Annotated in this window: 14 protein-coding genes; 13 read left to right on the forward strand and 1 reads right to left on the reverse strand. The window is 74.6% G+C overall.

Annotated elements, in window-relative coordinates; genetic code table 11:
• Positions 1 to 19 precede the first annotated feature (19 nt).
• From DFQ13_RS00255 to DFQ13_RS00310, 12 genes are all read left to right on the forward strand, one after another.
• Positions 20 to 487 (forward strand): phage tail protein, encoded by a 468-nt coding sequence (locus DFQ13_RS00255; protein WP_035285362.1) that lies wholly within the window; start codon positions 20 to 22, stop codon positions 485 to 487.
• A 2-nt stretch (positions 488 to 489) separates the two neighbouring features.
• Positions 490 to 885, forward strand: a complete 396-nt coding sequence (locus tag DFQ13_RS00260; protein WP_110078346.1) for a hypothetical protein — start codon at positions 490 to 492, stop codon at positions 883 to 885.
• The gene (locus DFQ13_RS33430; RefSeq protein WP_181399772.1) at positions 882 to 1,052 is read left to right on the forward strand and encodes a DUF6760 family protein; all 171 of its coding nucleotides are present in this window, start codon (positions 882 to 884) and stop codon (positions 1,050 to 1,052) included. The genes DFQ13_RS00260 and DFQ13_RS33430 overlap by 4 nt, the downstream gene beginning before the upstream one ends.
• 3,714 nt (positions 1,053 to 4,766) lie before the next feature.
• Positions 4,767 to 6,074: an eCIS core domain-containing protein gene (locus tag DFQ13_RS32845; protein ID WP_181399773.1), complete on the forward strand. Its 1,308-nt coding sequence runs from the start codon at positions 4,767 to 4,769 to the stop codon at positions 6,072 to 6,074.
• Between the two features lie 10 nt (positions 6,075 to 6,084).
• A complete protein-coding gene (locus tag DFQ13_RS00270) occupies positions 6,085 to 6,540 on the forward strand; it encodes a phage tail protein (RefSeq protein ID WP_035285353.1) in 456 nt (151 codons plus the stop codon).
• A 25-nt stretch (positions 6,541 to 6,565) separates the two neighbouring features.
• Positions 6,566 to 7,036 (forward strand): phage tail protein, encoded by a 471-nt coding sequence (locus DFQ13_RS00275; RefSeq protein ID WP_146240976.1) that lies wholly within the window; start codon positions 6,566 to 6,568, stop codon positions 7,034 to 7,036.
• Between the two features lies 1 nt (position 7,037).
• Complete coding sequence (locus DFQ13_RS00280; protein WP_110078348.1) at positions 7,038 to 7,910, forward strand: LysM peptidoglycan-binding domain-containing protein; 873 nt, start codon at positions 7,038 to 7,040, stop codon at positions 7,908 to 7,910.
• On the forward strand, positions 7,907 to 10,234 hold the full coding sequence (locus tag DFQ13_RS00285) for a phage baseplate assembly protein V (RefSeq protein ID WP_110078349.1): 2,328 nt from the start codon (positions 7,907 to 7,909) through the stop codon (positions 10,232 to 10,234). The genes DFQ13_RS00280 and DFQ13_RS00285 overlap by 4 nt, the downstream gene beginning before the upstream one ends.
• Positions 10,235 to 10,243: 9 nt before the next feature.
• Positions 10,244 to 10,651, forward strand: coding sequence for a GPW/gp25 family protein (locus DFQ13_RS00290; RefSeq protein ID WP_233438205.1), 408 nt, complete (start codon positions 10,244 to 10,246; stop codon positions 10,649 to 10,651).
• The gene (locus tag DFQ13_RS00295) at positions 10,651 to 12,603 is read left to right on the forward strand and encodes a putative baseplate assembly protein (RefSeq protein WP_110078350.1); all 1,953 of its coding nucleotides are present in this window, start codon (positions 10,651 to 10,653) and stop codon (positions 12,601 to 12,603) included. The genes DFQ13_RS00290 and DFQ13_RS00295 overlap by 1 nt, the downstream gene beginning before the upstream one ends.
• Positions 12,600 to 13,163 (forward strand): phage tail protein, encoded by a 564-nt coding sequence (locus tag DFQ13_RS00300; protein ID WP_035285344.1) that lies wholly within the window; start codon positions 12,600 to 12,602, stop codon positions 13,161 to 13,163. The genes DFQ13_RS00295 and DFQ13_RS00300 overlap by 4 nt, the downstream gene beginning before the upstream one ends.
• Positions 13,164 to 14,470: 1,307 nt before the next feature.
• Positions 14,471 to 15,460, forward strand: a complete 990-nt coding sequence (locus DFQ13_RS00310) for an NADase-type glycan-binding domain-containing protein (RefSeq protein ID WP_146240978.1) — start codon at positions 14,471 to 14,473, stop codon at positions 15,458 to 15,460.
• A 42-nt stretch (positions 15,461 to 15,502) separates the two neighbouring features.
• Here DFQ13_RS00310 and DFQ13_RS00315 read toward each other — a convergent pair whose 3' ends face one another.
• Entirely contained in the window at positions 15,503 to 18,250 is a 2,748-nt protein-coding gene (locus DFQ13_RS00315) for a BTAD domain-containing putative transcriptional regulator (RefSeq protein ID WP_146240980.1), read from the reverse strand.
• Between the two features lie 194 nt (positions 18,251 to 18,444).
• Between DFQ13_RS00315 and DFQ13_RS00320 the strand changes: the two genes are divergently transcribed.
• Positions 18,445 to 19,725 (forward strand): COG1470 family protein, encoded by a 1,281-nt coding sequence (locus DFQ13_RS00320; RefSeq protein ID WP_110078353.1) that lies wholly within the window; start codon positions 18,445 to 18,447, stop codon positions 19,723 to 19,725.
• Positions 19,726 to 19,733: the final 8 nt, after the last annotated feature.

Raw genomic sequence — 19,733 nt, forward strand, 5'->3', positions numbered from 1 at the left:
GTTCCTCAAGGAGTGACCCATGACCATGCCCCGCGTGTCCATGGCCAGCAGCAACACCTCCACGCTGGTCAGCGCCGCCCGCTTCGTCGTCCAGTTCGACGGCGGTTCCGAGATCACCTTCTCCGAGATGTCCGGCATCACCTCCGAGGTCGAGGTCACCGAGTACCTGGCCAGCGGCAAGGTCGGCGTGTCGATGTCCAAGCAGTTCGGCAAGACCAAGCCCGCCACCGTCGTCCTCAAGCGCGGTGTCGACCAGGACTACGCGCTGTGGACCTGGCACCAGGAAGTCCTCGCCGGGCAGTCCACCGCCCGCCGCACCTGCTCGCTGATCCTGCTCGACATGGCCAACGTGCCCAAGCAGACCTACCAGCTCCTCAACGCCTGGCCGTCCAAGCTGGAGATCGGCGGCCTCAAAGCGGGCGGCAGCGAGGCCGTCATCGCCACCGTCACCCTCACCTGCGAGCAGATCGACCTCACGAAGGGCTGATGATGACCGCCACCGCCGAAGCCGCGGGGCCCGGCCTGCGCACCGAGTACCCGTTCGTCCTGCCCCGCGGCTTCGTCGACGAACACGGCACCGTCCACCGCGACGGCGTGCTGCGGCTGGCCACCGCCAAGGACGAACTGACCGCCCACGCCGAACCCCTGGTGCGGCAGAACCCGGCGTACCTGTCGATCTACCTGCTGATGCGCACGGTGGGCAGGCTGGGCACCCTCCCGGTGGTCGACCGGTTCGTGGTGGAGCACCTGTTCGCCTCGGACCTGGCGTTCCTGCAGGACCTCTACCGCCGGGTCAACCAACAGGGCCACACCGAGGCCGAGGTCGCCTGCCCCGAGTGCGCCCACCGCTTCCTGGTGGACGTGGCCGGTGAGGTCACCGGGTGAGCGCCCCACCCGACCGGCTGTGGGAGGAGATCGTCTACATCGCCTACTACCTGCACTGGTCGTTCGACTCGATCCTGGAACTCGACCACCGCACCCGGGCCAGGGTCATCCAGGAAATCGGCAACATCAACGCCCGCATCGACGGCGCTGACCAGGACGAGTACTGACGGGAGGACCGACCCATGCCACTGTGGCCCCTGCGCCGCCCCCGCCGCACCACCGCCCCCGGCGCGACCACCGCCCCGACGGCTGCCCCGAGCCCTGCTGACCCGACCGCCGCCACCGACCCGACCGCCGCGGAACTGACCACCGCCACTGAGCCGATCACCGCCGGCGACTTGACCGCCGCAGAGCTGGCCACCGCCACTGAGCCGATCACCGCCACCGACTCGACCGCCGTCGAGCCGATCACCGCCACTGAGCCGATCACTGCCGTCGAGCCGATCACCGCCGCCGAGCCGATCACCGTCACCGGGGCCACAGCGCCCGCCAGTGGGTCCGGTGTGGACTCGCGGCCGCCGTTGCCGGGTGCGCGGTCTGCGGCGGGAGCAGCGCCGTCGCCCCTCGTCGGGGGCGACGGTGGTGCGGGTGCCGCTCGGGTCGCGGCGGAGCAGGCAGCGGAACGAGTCGCGGCGCCCCGGGTGGCGGAACAGGTGCCGGGGCGGCGGCGGGCGGCGTGGCGGTCGCTGCCCGCGATGCCCGGCACGGTGCCGGTCGACCCGCCGCTGACGGTGGTCACCGAGGCGTTCGGGGTGCTGTCGGGGTTCGCGGTGGCACCCGCGGTCGAGCGGTCCGCCGGGCTGCCCGGCCGGGTGGCCGGGATCGTGACGCCGGTTCCCGTCGCCGAACCCGTGGACGCGGCGGGGGAGTACGCGCCGCCGGTGGTGGTCGCGGCGCGGCCCCGGGCGCTGCCGGTGCGAGTGCGGGCGGGAGCGGCCCCGGTGCCGCTCACGGTGGCCGACGACCGGTGGGTGTCGGAGCCGGTGGTGCCGCAGAAGCCGGTGCGGCCGTCGGCGTTCATGCACAAGGCCTACCAGGAGAAGGACCGGGTGCTGGCGGAGCTGTACCTGGAGGCGGAAGGGGAGCGCTCGCCCGCGCCGGTCCGGCTGCCGCCCCCGCCGGTGGCCGAACCACCGCGCCCGGAGACCCCGCGCCCGGAGACCCCGCGCCCGGAACTCCCGACCTCGGTGGAGGCGCGACCGACCGCCGCGCAGGCACCGGTGGTGCGCCCGCCCGGCAGGCGCGCGTCGCTGGCCGAGAGCCGCAGACTCGGCCTGGGCCGCACCCCGACCACGGCGACCCCGCCCCCCGCCGCCGCAGAACCCACCGAGGCGCAGCCGCCGGACGAGCCCGCCAGAACCGCACCGGAGCAGGCTGCCACCACCGGGTCAGCTTCCAGCCCTGGGCCGGGGCAGGCTGCCACCGCTGCGTCGGCTTCCGGTGTCGAGTCGGGGCAGGTGGCTGCCGCTGGGATGGTTTCCGGTGTTGGGTCGGGGCAGGTGGCTGCCGCTGGGATGGTTTCCGGTGCCGGGTTGGGGCAGGTGGCTGCCGCTGGGATGGTTTCCGGTGCCGGGTTGGGGCAGGCTGCCACCGCCGGGTCGGCTTCCGGTGTTGAGTTGGGGCAGGTGGTTGCCGCCGGGGCGGCTTCCGGCTCTGAGCTGGGGCAGGCTGCCACCGCTGCGTTGGTTTCCGGTGTTGAGCTGGGGCAGGCTGCCACCGCTGCGTTGGTTTCCGGTGTCGAGTTGGGGCAGGTGGCTGCCGCTGGGTTGGTTCCCGGTGTCGAGCTGGAGCAGGCTGTCTCCGCCGCGTCGACCTCCGGCACCGAGTCGGGATCGACCCCGCCCACCTCGTTCCCCGCCGTGGCCGGGAGCTTGCACGCCCCGTCGAGCACACCCGCGCACCTCTCCGGGGAACCGAACCTGATATCCGAAGTGGACAACGCGTTTCCTGATCCCGCGCCGGAATCCCCGCTCATCCACGCCACGCCCCCGCCCTCAACTGCCGCAGGCACCACGGCCGAGTGGGACGACGCCACCGCCGAACCGCAGTGGACCCATGCTGCGAACCGGCCGGTCGAACCCGACCACGCTGCCACCGAGCACGACGAACAGCCCCCGACCGGCATCCCACTGCCCGAGCCCCAGACACCGCCGAACCCCCCAGCGCCATCCGATCCCGATGCGCTGTCCGAGTCTCCCGCACCTGCCACTCCGTTGCCGGAGGCCGATCCGGTCGACCCTCGCGCGGCCGACGCAGAGGGATCTGTCGAGGTCGCCCTCCCGTCAGCCGACCCACCAGTGAAAACCGGGGGCGGCGTGGCCTCCCCGCTGATCGGCACCGCCCCTCAGCGCACGGACGCGGCACCGCTCGGGACAGTGTTCCCGGTGGCGTCCCGGACACCCGCCACCGCGACCGGGGAAGCCGCGCTGCCGGTTGTCCACCGGGATACGAGTGCATTGCCCGGAAGACCCGAGCCGCACATCACCCCGGAGACCGGGCCCAGCACGCCCACTTCGCCGGATGCGCCCGCCACCCCGCCCACGACACCGGCTCGCAACGACCTGCCCTCCGCTCAGCGAGCAGACAGGCGAGGGGATACGGGCGTCCCAGCGACCCCGCTCACCGGAACCGCCGTGCCTGCCGACTCGCGGGCCGGCGCTCCTGCGCGTGTCGTTCCCGTCGAAGCCCCCGCACCGACCACCCCCGGAACCCCGCTGCCCGTGCTCCGGCGCGACGAAGCCACGGCGTGGGACACCTCGCCGACCAGGTCCGCCGACCCCCTCTCCGGGAGTGCTGCGTCCGACGGTGGACTGATCGGGAGCCCCGCCCCCGGCGATCCGCTTGCCGGGGGCACCGCGCCCGTGGCGGCGGGCACGCCCGCCGCCACGGGCGCGGTCCCCCTCAGCGCACCGGCCAATGCCACCGCCCCGCAGCCTGGCAGCATCCCATTGACCCCGGGTTCGGCACCGGCTACCCGCGACGCGGCGCCCGCCTCCCCACAGGACGAGGACCCTCCGCAGGCCAATGCCGCCCTGCCTGTCATCCGCCGGGTCCGAGGTGCGGCCACCGAGAGCACGGCGGCTGGTGGGCATGGCGCGGGAGCCCCGGTGACCGGTGGTTTCCACCCCGCCGCCATGGCTGCCGAAGCCGCTGCCCCGCCGAGCGGGAACAGCTCCACCACGCCGGGGTTGGCCCCCGACCTGGGTTCCGTCACACCGGGTTCGATCACCGGATTGGGGTCCGTCACACCCGGTTCGACCGCCGAATCGGCGTCCACCGCACCGGGTTTCACCGCCGAACTGGGGTCCGCCGCACCTGGTTCCGCCACTGAGTGGGGTTCTGCCGCCGGACCGGGTTCGCTGTTCGCCGGAACCGGCCGCACGGCTGTGCCCGTGACTTCGCCGTCCGGTGCCCTCCCGCCGGACGGCCCGCAGCCCACCAGGTCGTCGGAAAGGAACCCGTCGGTCGGCGCGCTCCGGGCCGAGTCCGCCCCTCAGGCCCCAGGAGCCAGCGGCCTCCCGGCCGGAACCGCTCCCGCCACCCGGCCGTCGAGGAACCCCCACCTCAACCACCCGCGCCCCCGCCCGGCTGATCCCGTCACCCGGACGCCTGAGCCCGCAGCCCGGTCTGGGGAATCCGCCGCCACGCCGGGGTCGTTCAGCGCCTCGTCCGTCCCCCTCACCGGCCCGGTCTCATCAGTCCCCTCGGCTCCCGCGACCCCGCTCGCCACCGCGAGCCCGGCAGCGACCCCCGTGCCGGAACCCGCTCCGTTGATCGACGCGCCCCGCCCGGCACCCCTGCCGCCGAGCACCGACACCCCTGCCGTTGCGGTGGTCGACGCAACCCCCTCGCCGACTCCGCCGCCGGGCCCCACTGCTTTCGTGGTTTCCCCCATCGAAGCGGAAACCGCACTGTCGAACCCCGCCGAGCCGACCCCGCAGGCCACCCCGGAGCCGGACGTCAGCACGGGCGCACCTGCCGGAGTGGACCAAGCGCCGCCGGACTCCGCCTTATTGTCCGGCCCGGTCTCGACGGACCCCTCGGCTCCCGGCTCCACCGCCCCGGCACCGCTGACCGGTGCGGCATACGCGCACACCGACCAAGCGCCCCTGGTTCCCGGCCCGCACACCCCACCCAGCGGTCCCGAAGGCATTGTGGTTCCCGCCGCCCTGCCCCTGCGGTACCTCGAAACCCGAGCCCACCCCGCCGAAGCACGCCACCCCGCCGAGGTGGTCCACCCGGCCGGGGCGGTGTACGCCGACGTCCAGCGGGCTCCGGGGGTGGCGGCCGTGAGCACCATCGTCCAGTCCGCCGTGGAGAGCTTCGTCCCCGCCGTCCTGGTGGCACCGCTGCGGCGGGTGCTGGCGGTCGACCTGGCCGACGTGGCCGTGCGGCGCGGGGACGACGTGTCCCGGGTGGCGCACCGGATCGGGGCGCGCGGGTTCGCCAGGGACGGTGTGGCGCACGTGCCGGAATCGGCCGGTGACCTCGCCGGTGCCGCCGCCCCGCTGCTGGCCCACGAGCTGACCCACGTCGCCCAGCAGCGGCGGTTCGGGGCGGCGCTGCCGGGGCCGGACACCGCCGTGGGCAGGCAGTTGGAGGACGAGGCCGTGGCCGTGGAGCACTGGGTGGCCGGTGGGGTGCAGGCGGCGCCGCCCCTGGTGCACGGGCACCTGCCGCAGGTGTCGCGGCCCGGGAGTTCCGACGAGGACGGGTCCGAGGAGGACGAGGAGCGCAAGCGGGAGTTCCTGGCCCGGCTCCGTGCCGCCGTCGCGGCGAAGGGTGCGACCGACCTGGGTGTGGGCCCGCAGGCCCTTCCGTCCGGGATCACCCCCGAGGACATCCGCGCCATCCCGTCGGGCACCGAACTCCCCGGGGGTGCCCAGCAGTGGTCCCTGGACCAGTTCTTCCGGAACGACGCGGGTTCCGCCACAGACGACGGCCCGCCCCGGGTGGGCTCCAGCCCGCCAGGGGACGGTGACGACAGCGACGGGTCCGACCCCGGGTTGTCCCTCGACGACATCGACGACCACCTGGTCGAGGACCCGCCGCTGCGGTGGATGGACCTCGACGACCAGGACCACTTCGAGGAGTTGGCCGATCGGCTCTACACCACGCTGATCGGGCGGTTGCGCTTCGACGTCCTGGTCGAGCGCGAGCGGACCGGCACGCTACTGGACTTCGGCTGAGGAGCAGCAGATGGTGAATCCACCCACCCTGGCGCACGGGATGGCGCACCGGTTCGTGGTGTCCGCGGGGTCGCGGGACCTCGGTGCCTGGTCCAAGGTGGCCGGGCTGTCGGTCAAGTGGGACCTGGCCGAGTACCGGGTCGGGCACTCCGACCAGTACTTCAAGTTCGCCGGGGTGCCCAAGTTCGCCACGCTCAAGCTCAGCCGGGCCGCCGACACCACCGGCACCAAGGCGGTGCAGGCCTGGCTGGGCGAGGTGCAGGCCGGTGGCGGCACCCCGGAGGAGGGGGCCGTCGAGATGCTGACCTCGGCGGGTGACTCGGTGATCGTGTGGACGCTGCGGGAGATGTTCCCGATCGCCTGGCAGATCAGCGAGTTCGACGCGACCGCGGGGAAGGTGGCCGTGGAGACGCTGGAGATCGTCTACTCCGGGTTCCTGCTCTCCGCGCAGCAGAACGGCGCGTGAGCGGCGTGCCGGGGAGGGGAGAACGGTGAGCGGGACCAATCTCGCGCTCGGGATGGCGATGCGGTTCAACGTCGTCATCGACGGGGTGAACCTGGGGAACTGGACCTCGTGCAAGGGCCTGGACCTCAAGTGCAAGATCCACAAGTTCTACGACAACGGGGAGTTCGGGTACCAGAAGATCCTCTTCGCCGACGTCGAGTACCCGACCGTCAAGCTGGAGCGGGCGATGGAGAAGGCGTCCTCGCAGGTGCTGCGCGAGTGGCTGGCCGACAAGCTCAGCGCCTGGAAGCAGCCGGGGTTCATGCCCGACGTCCTCAACGCGGTCCTCGGTGGCAGCACCGCGCGGATCACCCTGCTCGACTCCGCCTGGGAGGAGGTGTCGTCCTGGGAGCTGCGCAACGTCTACCCCTCCGGCTGGTACGGCCCCTCCCTCGTCGCCAAGGACAGCGCGGTCGCCATCGAGCGGCTGGAGCTGGATCACGAAGGGTTCCTGTGACGTGTTCATCCCCAAGGTCATGCCGCTGAGCGGTGGCAACAAGCTCAGCCAGGCCCTCAACCTCGGCCTCGCGCTCACCGGCAACGCCAAGGCGATGCTGGTGCCCGCGGAGGGCGGGATGCCGCTGGTGTTCACGCTGAACCCGAAGTCGGTCTCGCTGGAGAAGACCAACAAGGGCGAGAGCGAGCGCGGTGTGATCACCAGCTCGTTCAAGGACGCGATCAAGGCCACCGGCAACATCCGGCTCAAGCTCAAGGAAGCCCACCTGACCGGCGCCCTGGTCACCCAGGCGGCGATCGACATGCTCACCGCCTGGGCCACCCCGGTCCCGATGACCGGGGCCGACGCCAGCCTGGTCAACGCCGCTTTCGACCTGGCCAGGAACACCCTGACCGAGCGGATGAGCCTCAAGCCCAACAGCACCACCCCCGGCGGCGACTCCTCGCCGCTGACCAAGGACCCGGACCCGTCCTCGGTCGCCCCCAGCCCGCCGGTCTACTTCAGGCTGCCGGTGTTGCAGTTCATGTGGGGCGTCGGCGGTCCCGCGGGCGGCGGCATGATGGTCAACCTGGAGAAGTTCGAGATCGAGTACCAGCGCTTCGACGGGAGCGGGGTGCCGGTGTGGGCCAAGGTCGGCCTGACCCTGGTCAAGTTCACCGAGTACCTGCCGGGCACCAACCCCACCTCCGGCGGCCTCCCCGGCCGCACCAGGCACGTGGTGACCCAGGGGGAGGGCGTGGTGCAGATCGCCACCCGCGCCTACGGCTCCCCGCAGGCGTGGCGGGCGGTGGCCGAGGCCAACGACCTCGACGACCCGCTGCGCGTCAGACCCGGCCGCGCGCTGCGGCTGCCCGCACCCGGGGAGCGGTCGTGAGCCAGCCGGTCGAGCGCATCGCCGACAGCGAGGCCACCGGCCGGGCCGGGGTGGCGGTGGGCGGTGTGCCGCTCAGCCCGGTCGTCAACTCGCGGCTGCTGCGGGTGGTGGTGGACAACGACGTCGCCCTGCCCGGCATGTTCGAGCTGACGTTCCTGGACCTCGACGGCTCCACGCTTCCGCTGGCGGGGTTGTCCATCGGGTCGGAGGTGACGGTAAGCGGCCCCGGCGCCCTGGGCACGAGCGTGCCGCTGATCGTCGGGGAGGTCACCGCGATCGAGGGCCTGTTGCAGGGCCTGACCGCCCGCACGGTCGTGCGCGGCTACACCGGGGCGCACCGGCTCCAGCGGGCCAAGCGCAGCCGCAGCTTCCTCAACGTCACCGACGCCGACGTGGCCCGCCGGGTGGCCTCGGAGGCGGGCTTGGGCGTCGGGCAGGTGGTGGCGACCAGCACCACGCACGCCTACCTGGCGCAGGTCAACCAGACCGACTGGGACTTCCTGCGCGCCAGGGCCACCGAGATCGGGTTCGAGATGGGGGTGGCGGGCGGGCTGTTCCACTTCCGCCCGGCGGGCGACAGCCTCTCCTCGGCGGGCGGTGGCCTGGCCGGGTTCGGCCGCAGCGTGCTGGCCGGTCTGGCGGGCATCGGGTCGACGGTCGAGGTGGCGTTCCCGGACAACCTGATCAGCTTCCGACCGCGGGTCACCGCGGGCAACCTGACCCCGGACGTCGAGGTCCGGGTGTGGGACCCGATGCTGCGCCAGACCCTGGCCCAGGCGACCTCCACCCCGGTCGGGGCGGACCCGTCGCCCAACGCCCTGGGCAGGCAGTTCACCGGGGGCGCGTTCGGCGCGGTCACCGGTTCGCTGGAGTCCGCCGCCGACTCGCTGACCTCGTTCAGCCTGACCGGCGCGGTCAACGGCGTCGACGGCGCCCTCGACGCCGCGGGCGACGAGGTGGCCCAGGCGACCGGCGGGCTGGTCGGCTCCCCGGTGGGCTTCCTCGGCCCGCCGCCGAGCAACACCGCGCACGTGGTGGTCGACCGCCCGTTCGCCGACGGCACCACCATGGCCACCTCCGGCCCGATGGTCGCCGGTGCGCTCGGCAGCGACGTCGGCAGCACCTTCGCCGAGGCCGAGGGCGAGGCCAAGGGCAACGCGGGCATCCAGCCGGGCGGCAAGGTCTCGATATCCGGTGTGCCGTCCGTGTTCGCGGGCACCTGGCACGTCTCCCGCGCCCGGCACGTTTTCGACGACTCCGAATTCGGCTACCGGGTGGTGTTTTCCGCGCACGGCAGGCAGGACCGCACCATGCTTGGCCTGACCTCCAAGGGCGCCAAGCGCTCCTCGGGCAACCCGGTGCTCGACGGGGTGGTGTGCGGGGTGGTCAGCAACTGCGGCGACCCGCTGGGCAAGGGCAGGGTGAAGGTGACCCTGCCGTGGCTGTCCCCGGACTTCGAGACCGACTGGGCGCCGAACGTGCAGTTCTGCTCCGGGCAGCGCAGCGGCGCGATGTTCATGCCGGAGATCGGCGACGAGGTGCTGGTCGCCTTCGAGTTCGGCGACGCCCGCAGGCCCTACGTGCTCGGCGCGATGATGAACAACCTGACCGAGTGGAGCATCGCCTCGGGCGGGCCGATCTTCGCGGGCGGGCTGCTCGGCCTGGGCAGCGCCGCGGCGGGCATGGCCGGGCAGGTGGCGGGCGCCGCCCTGGCCGGGCCCATGGCCGGGCCGCTGGGCGGCGCGGTGGGCGGGGCGATCGGCAACCAGGTCGCGGGGGAGATCGCCAACGAGGCCACCGAGTCCATCGCCGGGTCGGCGCTGACGCCGGGCATGATCACCGAGATCCACCACCGCGGGTTCGTCTCCAGCACCGGCAACGCCCTGCTGTTCTACGACGTCCCGGCCCCGCTCGACGCGCCGTCGGCGGCCGAGGCGGGGCAGGCGGTGGGGATGGACTTGGACGCGGGCGGCGGCACCGGCGGCGGCGCGGGCCCGATCGTCCCGCCCGGGGCGGGCGCGCTCGGCTCCGCGGTGCGGGTGGGTTCGCAGAACGGGGAGATCGGGGTGACCGTCGACCAGGTCAACGGCGGGGTCAACATCACCGCCGCCCCGGTGCCCGGGGTGACCACCACACCGCTGACCAACATCAACATCAGCACCGCGAACGGTTTCGTCAACATCGGCGCCGGACCCACCGGGACCATGCTCATCGACGGCGGCGCCAACCTGGTCATCAAGTCCTCCACCGCGATCACGCTCAACGCGCCGACGGTCAACATCGTCGGCCTGCCGCTGGTCAACGGTGTCCCCATCCCGATCTAGGAGCCCCCGATGATAGAAGACGAATTCATCGGCCGCGGCTGGGCGTTCCCCTTCGACGTCACCAGCAACGGCACCATCGCCACCGTCGGCGGCGTCCGCAAGCTCGAACAGGCCATGACGCTGGTGCTGTCCACCTACCCGGGGGAGCGGCCGTTCCGCCCGGCCTTCGGGGCCAAGTTGCGCGACTTCGTCTTCGAGGGCGCCACCCCGGTGGTGTTCGCCCAGATCCAGCGCGAGGTGCACGACTCGCTGGCCATGTGGGAGCCGCGGGTCACCGTGCGCGACGTCTTCGTCCACCCGGACGAGAACCAGGAGAACCTGCTCAACATCGACATCACCTACCTGGTCAAGGGTGAGAACGACGCGCGCAACCTGGTCCACCCCTTCTACACCATTCCCGACGAGGGGGACTACTGATGGTGCTTCCCGCCCCCAGCCTGGACGACCGGCGGTTCCAGGACCTGGTCGACGACGCCAAGCGGTACGTGATGCGCCGCTGTCCTGAGTGGACCGACCACAACGTCTCCGACCCCGGTGTCACGCTGATCGAGGCGTTCGCCTTCATGACCGAGCAGCTCTGCTACCGGCTCGACCGGGTGCCCGACCGGCTGTACGTGAAGTTCCTGGAACTGCTGGGGCTGCGGATGCTGCCGCCCACCCCGGCCGAGGTGCCGGTCACGTTCTGGCTGTCCACCCCGGCCAGGTCCCCGCTGGTGATCCGGGCGGGCACGGCCGTGTCCACCACCCGCACCGAGAGCGAGGAGTCGGTGGTGTTCTCCACGATCGCCGACCTGCCGGTGCTGCCCACCTCGATCGCCGCGGTGCGCCGGGTCTCCGGGAGCGGGGTGGCCAGCGAGAACCAGACCACCGCCCACGAGATCGGCCAGGAGTTCGCCGCGTTCGGCGAACCGCCGCAGCTCGACGACGCGCTGCTGATCGGCCTGCGCGACCCCGCGCCCGCCTGCGCCATGCGGCTGGACTTCCGCGGTGAGACCACCGGCGTCGGCGTCAACCCGCTGCACCCGCCGCTGGTGTGGGAGGCGTGGACGGGCACCGGGTGGACCGGGTGCGACGTGACCACCGACGAGACCGGCGGGCTCAACCGGTCCGGCCGGATCGTGGTGCACCTGCCGCGCGGGCACGAGGCCAGCGTCATCGAGGACCAGCGGGCGGGTTGGCTGCGGGTGCGGGTGGTCGAACCGCTGCCGGGGCAACCGTCCTACAGCTCCTCGCCGGTGGTCCGGTCGCTGGCCGCGGGCACCGTCGGCGCCACCGCCGCGGCGGTGCACGGGCGGATCGTGGAGTTCGAGGAACTCGGCGAGTCCGAGGGCGTGCCGGGGCAGCGGTTCCGGCTCAACCACGCCCCGGTCCTGGCCGGGGCGCACGCCGCGGTGATCGAGGTGGCGGGGGAGACCGGGTGGCAGGAGTGGACGCAGGTCGACGGCTTCGCCACCAGCGGCCCGCACGACCGGCACTTCGTGCTCGACGGGGTCGCGGGCGAGGTCGAGTTCGGCCCGGCCGTGCGGCTGCCCGACCGCGGGCTGCACCAGTACGGCGCGGTCCCGCCGCCGGGCGCGCGGGTCCGGGCGCGCCGCTACTACAGCGGCGGCGGCCTGCGCGGCAACGTCGCCCGCCACGCCGTGGACACCCTCAAGGGCTCCATCCCGTTCGTGGCCGGGGTGACCAACCTGCACCCGGCCTCCGGCGGCGTCGACGGGGAGACCCTGGAGGAGGCCAAGACCCGAGGGCCGATCATGCTGCGCACCCGCAGCCGCGCGGTCACCGCCGAGGACTACGAGGCCATCTCCCGCGAGGCCGCCCCGGAGGTCGCCCGCATCCACTGCCTCACCGCGGGCGAGGACGACGTGGCGCACGGCGCGGTGAAGGTGCTCGTGGTGCCCGCCGCCGCGCACCGCGACGGCCAGTTGCTCTTCGCCGACCTGGTGCCCGCCGCCGACACCCTGGAGCGCATCGCCCGCAGGCTCGACGACGTGCGGCTGGTCGGCACCCGGGTCCTGGTGGAACCACCCCGCTACCGCGGCGTCACGGTCGTGGCCCGGCTGGTGGCGCGCACCCGGCTCGACCCGGACGAGGTCCGCACCAGGGCGCTGACCGCGCTGTACTCCTTCATCAACCCGCTGACCGGCGGCGAGGACGGCACCGGCTGGGCGTTCGGCAGGCGGGTCTCGCACGGCGAGGTGTTCGCGCTGCTGCAATCGGTGCGCGGGGTGGACGTGGTGGAGGACGTGCGGCTCTACGGCGCGAACCCGGTGACCGGGGAGCGCGGCGCCGAGGTGACCCGGCTGCCGGTGGGCGCGGGCGGGCTCGCCTTCTCCTACGACCACCAGGTCCGGGTGGAGCGGTCGTGAGCACCCCCACCGGCCGGGCCGTGGTGCCCGGTTCCCCCGCCCCGCTGCCCTCGCCGTACCCGCTGATCGACCACCTGCCCGCGGTGTTCGCCGAGGACCGGTTCGCGGCGCGCTTCACCGCGGCCTTCGACGACGTGCTCGCCCCGATCATCAACACCATCGACTGCGTGCACGGCTACGTCGACCCGCTGCTGGCCCCCGAGGGGTTCGTCCGCTGGCTGTCGAGCTGGTTCGGGGTGCTGCTGGACGAGAGCTGGCCGCTGTCGGCGCAGCGCGCGGTGGTCGCCGAGGCGGTGGACCTGTTCCGGATGCGCGGCACCATGGCCGGGCTGCGCAGGCACCTGGAGGTCGTGGTGGACGGGGAGGTGGAGATCACCGAGAGCGGCGGCACGTCGTCCTCGGTGCGCCCCCGACCCGACCCGCCGACCGACGTGGAGCACTGGGTCCGGGTCACCGTCCGCCCCCGGGTGCCCGACTCGCTGTCCGAGGCCGCCGTGGCCGCGGTGATCCGCGCGGCCAAACCGGTCCACATCGCGCACTCGCTGGAGGTGCTGCCGTGATCGTCTGCACGGTGTGCGGCAACCACAACGACGAGGCCGCCGCGTTCTGCGGCGACTGCGGCAAGTTCCTGGAGTGGAACGGCGAGAAGGTCGCCCCGCCGCCGGAGGTGGTAGTGGTGGTGGAGGAACCGCCCCCGCCGCCGCAGCCGGAGAAGCTGACGCTGTGGCAGCGGGTGCGCGACAAGGTCGCGTCCTGGCTGCCCGAGCGGGTCTACGTGGAGAGGCGCGAACCCGCGCCCGCCGCCGCGGCCCTGGCCACCTGGACCTCGGAGGCCGAACCGCCGCCACCCCCGCCACCCCCGCCGCCAGCGGGTGCGCCCCCGCCGCCTCCGCCCCCACCGGGCGCGAAGCCGCCGCCGCCCCCACCTCCCGGCGCCAAGCCGCCGCCTCCGCCGCCAGGAGCGAAGGCGCCGCCACCCCCGCCGCCCGGTGCGAAGGCACCGGCGCCGCCCGGGGCCAAGCCGCCGCCTCCGCCGGGTGCCGCACCGCCGCCCCCGCCCCCGGGGGCGAAACCGCCCGTGCCGCCCGGCGGCAGCACGGCGGCTGGTGGTGTGGCTGGTGGCGCCGCCAGCGGTGGTAGTGGCGCGGCAGCCGGTGGTGCGGCTGGTGGTAGTGCGGCAGCCGGTGGTGGTGCGGCGGGCGCTCCGCCCCCGCCGCCCGGGGCCAAGCCGCCGCCCCCCGGGGCGAAGCCCCCACCCCCGCCGGGCGCCACATCGCCGCCGCCCCCGCCCCCGGGGGCGAAGCCGCCCGCGCCGCTCGGTGGTGCGGCCGGTGGTGGCGCGGCGGCCAGTGGTGCCGCCGCCGGTGGTGGCGCGGCAGCCGGTGGTGGTGCGGCCGGTGGCAGTGCGGCGGCTGGTGGTGGTGGCGCGGCTGGCGGCAACGCGGCGGCCGGTGGTGGTGCGGCGGGCGCTCCGCTCTCGCCGCCCGGGGCCAAGTTTCCACCTCCGCCGGGTGCTGCATCGCCGCCCCTGCCTCCGGGGGCGAAACCGCCCGCGCCGCCTGGTGGTGCGGCCGGTGGCAGTGCGGCGGCCGGTGGTGCCGCCAGCGGTGGTGGCGCGGCTGGTGGTGGTGCGGCCGGTGGTGGCGCAGCGGGTGCTCCGCCCCTGCCGCCCGGGGCCAAGCCGCCGCCCTCCGGAGCCACGGCCCCGCCTCTGCCGGGTGCCGCACCGCCGCCCCCGGGGGCGAAATCGCCTGCGCCGCCCGGGGCGGGTGCTGCGGGTGCTGCGGGTGCGCCGCCTGCACCCCCGGGGGCCAAGCCGCCCGGCGGGGGCGGTGCGGGTGCGCCGCCCCCGCCGCCCGGGGCGAAGATGCCGCCTGCGGCGAAGGTGCCGCCCCCCGGGGCGAAGCAGCCGGGTGGGAAGCCGCCCGCGGCCGGGCCGGGGCCCGCGCGGCCCGCGGCCGACCCGGAGTTGGTGGCCGCGTTGGCGCTGTCGGTCACCGGGGTGGCCGAGGCGCGGCCGGAGGAGCCGCCCGAGTTGGCGCCCGCGCCCGCGGTCAAGAAGACCCGGGCGATCGTGCGCACCAAGCCGACCCGCAGGCTCGAACCCGACGACCTGGTGTGCGCGGTCTGCGGTGAGGGCAACGCCCCCACCCGCAACTTCTGCAGCCGCTGCGGGGAGTCGCTGGCCGACGCCGGGGTGGTGCGGCTCGCCTGGTGGCGCAGGCTGTTCCGGCGCAAGCCCAAGCGGCACCCCGCGGGCACCCGCCCGGGTGCCAAGGGCACCCGCCAGCACCGCAACTGGCTGGCGACGCTGTCGCTGCGCAGGCTGCGCACGGTGCTGGTGGTCGTCGCGGTGGTGCTGGGGCTCGTCTACGCGGTTTACCCGCCGTTCCGGGCCACCGTCATCGACAACGTGCGCGCCCTGTACCGCAAGGTCGCGCCCACCCTGGACCCGATCCGGCCCACCACCGTGTCCTCGCCGACGGCCATCCCCGACCACCCGCCCGGGATGCTCGTGGACACCTACGACAACACCTTCTGGGCCGCGCAGCTCGGCGGTGCCCGGCCCAAGGTGGTCTTCACGTTCGGGGAGAGCTACCTGCTGCGCAGCATCATCCTCCACTCGGGAGCGCTCGAGTCGTTCACCGAGGACGGTCGGCCGTCAATCCTGCGGCTTACCTACAACACCGGCAAGAGCGAGAACGTGTTGCCGCAGGACAGTTCCCGGGGGCAGACGATCGACCTCAAGAACACCACCCTGGTGTCCTCGGTGACCGTCGAGGTGGTCGACACCTACAGCGGCACCAAGCGGCAGACGGTGGCGATCAGCGAACTGGAGTTCTTCGCCCTCAAGTGATCCGGTGCCCCCCGGTCGGCCGCACCGGCCGGGGGGCACCCGTCAGCCCTCCGCGAGCAGGGTGCGGTACGCCTGCTGGCCGCGCCGGGCCGCCGCGACGTTCCCGGCGCGGCTGCGGGCCTCGGCCAGCAGCGACCACAGCCGGTGGTCCAGTTCGTCGATGCGCAGCGCCCGCTCGCACACCTCGATCGCGGCGGTCAGGTCACCGCGCCGCATCTCCAGCCCGGCCAGCGCGACGGCGACCCCGGCGGCCTCGCCGCGCAGGCTCTCCCGCTTGGCCAGCACCCACTCCGTCGCGCCCTCCTCGCTGAGCAGTTCGCCGCGGTAGAGGTCGAGCACCCGGTGGCCGCGCTCGACCATCGCGGGCAGGTCGCGGGTGCGCCTGCTCTCGCGCCAGTCGCGCACCGCCCCGGCGAAGTCGACCACGTCCACCGCGCTGCCCGGGGGCAGCGCCAGCAGGTAGGTGCTGCCGTGGCGCAGGACGCCGAACCCGTCCACCGCGTACCCGCGCAGCAGGGCGCGCAGGCTGGAGATCGCCACCTGGAGCCGGTGCTTGGCCTGCTTGAGCGGCGCGTCCGGCCACAGCGCCGCCACCAGCCGCTCCTCGTGCAGCGGTTGCCCGTAGTGCATCGACAGCACCCGCAGCACCCGGCGGGCCTGCGCGCGCAGCACGTCGAGGTCGACCGGGGTGCCCGCGACGACCAGCGAGTAGGAACCCAGGCAGCGCACCGCGACCGGCGGCACCGGCGCGACCGGCTCGGGGACGACCGCGAGCGCGGGGCCCGCCGGGGCGGCCGGGGTGCGCATCGCCCGCGCGGCGGCGGCGCCCTGCCGCGCGGCCCGCTGCACCGCCGTCGCGGCGACCAGTGCCTCGGTCCGCTCCCGCTCCGCGGCCGCGGCCGGGTGGCCCCGGCGGCCCAGTTCGTCGGCCAGCAGCACCCGCAGCCACGTCTCCGGCACCCGCGCCCCCAGCCGGGCGGCCCTGGCCGCGGTGGCGGTGAGGACGTCCACCGCCTCGTCGTGCCCGGCGCGGATCAGGCCCACCGCCAGCACGTAGCCGGTCAGCAGGGCGCCCCACTCGTCGCCGACCTCGCGGCACTCGTCGAGGACCGCGGCGGCGTCGGCGCACGCGTCCGGGTCGAGCAGGGCCGCGCCCGCCCTGGCCACCCTGGCCAGCCAGAGCCACCCGGCGCCCTGGGCGTCGGTGCTCAGCGCGGCGAACTCGGCGGGGGTGACCCGGCCCGCGGTCGAAGCCGCCAGCACCGCCACCAGCAGCCGGGCGGCCAGCGCGACGAACCCGCGGCCGGTGCCCAGCGGTTCGGCCAGTTCCGCGGCCAGCCGCGGCCTGCCGTCGAGCATCGCCGCCACCGCCCGGCTCAGGTCCCACTCCGGGCTCGTGGCGGGCACCGCCCTGGCCAGAAGCTGCACCGGCCTGCCGCGCACCGCCGCCGCCACGTGCCCGGACACATCGTCGACCAGTGGGTCCCCGTCGCGTTCGCCCTCCCCGCCGGGAATCCACCTGGCCACCCCGGAGCGCTCCAGCGAGCACTGCCAGCGCAGCCCGGGGTCGGACAGCCGGTCCTCGGCGTGCAGGTAGCGGTCGTAGGACTCGGCGAGCCTGCCCTCCCCGCGCAGGCGCCGCGCCTCGGCCAGCGCCACCCACGGGTCGTCGTCGAGCAGGGTGTGCGGCACCGAGGCCGCCGCGCGCAGCCCGCCGACCCCGGCCCTGGCCCGGTGCCGCACCTCCGCCGCGGCCACCCAGTCCTCGGCGCGGGCGTAGCCGCGGTGGGCCTCGGCCCAGTGGCCCGCGGTGACCAGGTGGCCCGCGGCGCTGTGGTGGTCCTGCCGGGCCAGGTGCCTGCCCCGGCGCTCGACCAGTTCGCCCTCCAGGTGCTGCTGGAGCAGGGTGTGGAACCGGTAGGCCCGCACGCCCCCGGGCACCGGCAGGGTCAGCGCCTGCCCGGCGGCCAGGTCGGCGAGCACCGCGCCGCTGTCGCGCCGGTCCAGCAGGGCGTCGCACAGCGGGCCGTCGAGCACGCCGAGCGGGCTGACGCCCACCATGAACTCCTGGACCTCCGGCGGCAGCGGCCCGAGCACCTCCCTGCTCAGCCAGCCCGCGAGCTGCCGCGACCCCGCCAGCGGCTCGGCGAACGCCGCCGCCCGCTCCCGCGCCCCCGACAGCACGGTGTCGACGTGCAGCAGCCTGGCCGCCACCGGCAGCCCCTCGATCCGCGCGCACAGCGCCGCCGCCTCCTCCGGGCCCAGCGCGACGCCGTAGACCGAGGAGAACAGCTCCTCCACGTCCCAGGTGCGCAACCGCAGGTCGGCGTAGCCGAACCAGTGCACGGCGCCGGGCACGTCCGTCGCCCACACCGCCCGCTCGTCCCGCGTGGCCACCACGAACCGCACGCAGGCGGGTGCCTCGCGCACCAGCCGGGTCAGCGCGGCGGTGCCCGGGTGCGCGTCGTCGACCAGCACGGTCACCTCGCGCCCGAGCCGGTCGAACGCGGTCAGCACCGCGTCCACCTCGGGCGCGCAGCCCAGCGCCGAACCCAGGCCCGCCAGCAGACCGCCGTCCCCGGCCGCGGCGCGCACGGGCAGCGGCTCGGGCGCGGTGGCGGCGAGTTGGCGCAGCAGCACCGACTTGCCGGACCCGGCCGGGCCGAGGAGCACCCGCAACCGGGCGTCGGCCACCGCGGCCAGCCGGGTGAGCAGGCGCTCCCGGCGCAGCGTCCCCGCCTCGGTGGGCCGGGGCGGGACACGCGCTGGGGTGCTCTGCTGTGCGGACACGCGGGAAGTGTGGACGCCGCCGCGGCGGGTGTCAGCGGGCAAAGCGCCCACCGGGTGGTGCCCGACAGGGCAACCCGCACAGGCCCGTGCCGCCATTCGGCGCAGCCGGTTGCCCGTGCGGCCACCGTTCACCGCCCGCGCGGACGGTTCCCGCGCCGCTGCGCGGCCCCGCCCGCGCCCGCCACGATTGCCGCATGGCCGTCAGCGCGGTGCTCCGCACCACCCAGGTCACCGTGGCCCCCGGCGGGGCCGCGCGGTGCCACGTGCTCATCCGCAACAACTCCGCGGTGGTCGACCAGTTCGCCTTCACCGTGCGCGGCGACGTCGTCGACTGGACCGAGGTCAAGCCCGCCAGGGTCAACCTGATGCCGCAGCAGGAGGTCGGCGTCGAGCTGACCTTCACCCCGCCGCGCTCGCCGGGGGTGCTCGCCGGGGAGCACGCCTTCGCGCTGGTGGTCGCCTCGCGGGAGGACCCGGCCGGGTCGGTGGTGCAGGAGGGGCTGCTCACCCTCGATCAGTTCACCGAGGTCGAGGCCGCGGTGGTGCCGGTGACCTCCACCAGCAGGCGCACCGGCAAGCACACCCTCGCGGTGGACAACCTGGGCAACCACAGCCACGGCGTCGAGGTGAGCGCCACCGACGCCGACAGCAGGCTCACCTTCAAGGTCAAGCCGCGCGCGCCCCTGGTCGAACCCGGCACCGCCACCTTCGTCCGGGTGGTGGCCAAGCCGAAGAGGTACTTCTGGCGCGGGGATAACCGGCTGCTGCCGTTCACCATCCGCGTCCTGGGCCCGGACGGGGCGCCGATCGAGGTGGAGGCCGCCCTCGACCAGGCGGCGCTGCTGCCGCGCCGGTTCGTCCGGCTGTTCGCGGTCCTGCTGGCGCTGATGCTGCTCCTGGTCATCCTGATCACCACCATCCTGCGCCAGCGACCGCTGTCGCTGGTGGGGCACGCGCCCGTCCCGTCGTCCACCCCGGCGCCGCCGAGCACGACGCCCGCCCCGAGCAGCACCGCCCCGACGTCGTCCGCCCCGGTGCCCACGACCACCGCGCCCGTGCCGCCCGCCCGGGTCGGCGGTGCCGGGTCGGCGGCCACCACCGGCCGGACGACCTCCGCCCCCGCCCCGGTGACCACGACGTTCACCATCGCCGCGCAGGCCTACCCCGGTGTCGGCGGCGGTCCGCAGCTTTTCTCCTACGTGGTCCCCGACGGCCCGCGCCACCGGGTGACCTCGGTGCTGCTGCGCAACCCGGCCGCGGACGTCGGGCAGGTCCAGATCCGGCACGACCGCACCGTGGTGGGCACCGTCGACCTGGCCGCGGTCGACCGCGACGGCGGCGACGGGCTGCTGTTCCGCCCGGACGACCCGCCGCTGGTGGCCCCCGGCGAATCGCTCGTGCTGGCCGTGTCCTGCGGCAACGCGCGCGACCCGTGCACACCGCAGGGGGTGTTCACCGCCGCGCTGGTGCGGTAGCCGCACCG

The organism is Actinokineospora spheciospongiae (assembly GCF_003182415.1).
Lineage (GTDB): Bacteria > Actinomycetota > Actinomycetes > Mycobacteriales > Pseudonocardiaceae > Actinokineospora > Actinokineospora spheciospongiae.

What these genes read in the sequence shown, in the direction of transcription:
- DFQ13_RS00255 (WP_035285362.1), top strand. Translation starts at nt 20, where the DNA reads ATGACCATGCCCCGCGTGTCCATGGCCAGCAGCAACACCTCCACGCTG.
- DFQ13_RS00310 (WP_146240978.1), top strand. Translation starts at nt 14,471, where the DNA reads ATGCCGCCTGCGGCGAAGGTGCCGCCCCCCGGGGCGAAGCAGCCGGGT.
- DFQ13_RS00270 (WP_035285353.1), top strand. Translation starts at nt 6,085, where the DNA reads ATGGTGAATCCACCCACCCTGGCGCACGGGATGGCGCACCGGTTCGTG.
- DFQ13_RS00320 (WP_110078353.1), top strand. Translation starts at nt 18,445, where the DNA reads ATGGCCGTCAGCGCGGTGCTCCGCACCACCCAGGTCACCGTGGCCCCC.
- DFQ13_RS00295 (WP_110078350.1), top strand. Translation starts at nt 10,651, where the DNA reads ATGGTGCTTCCCGCCCCCAGCCTGGACGACCGGCGGTTCCAGGACCTG.
- DFQ13_RS00260 (WP_110078346.1), top strand. Translation starts at nt 490, where the DNA reads ATGACCGCCACCGCCGAAGCCGCGGGGCCCGGCCTGCGCACCGAGTAC.
- DFQ13_RS00290 (WP_233438205.1), top strand. Translation starts at nt 10,244, where the DNA reads ATGATAGAAGACGAATTCATCGGCCGCGGCTGGGCGTTCCCCTTCGAC.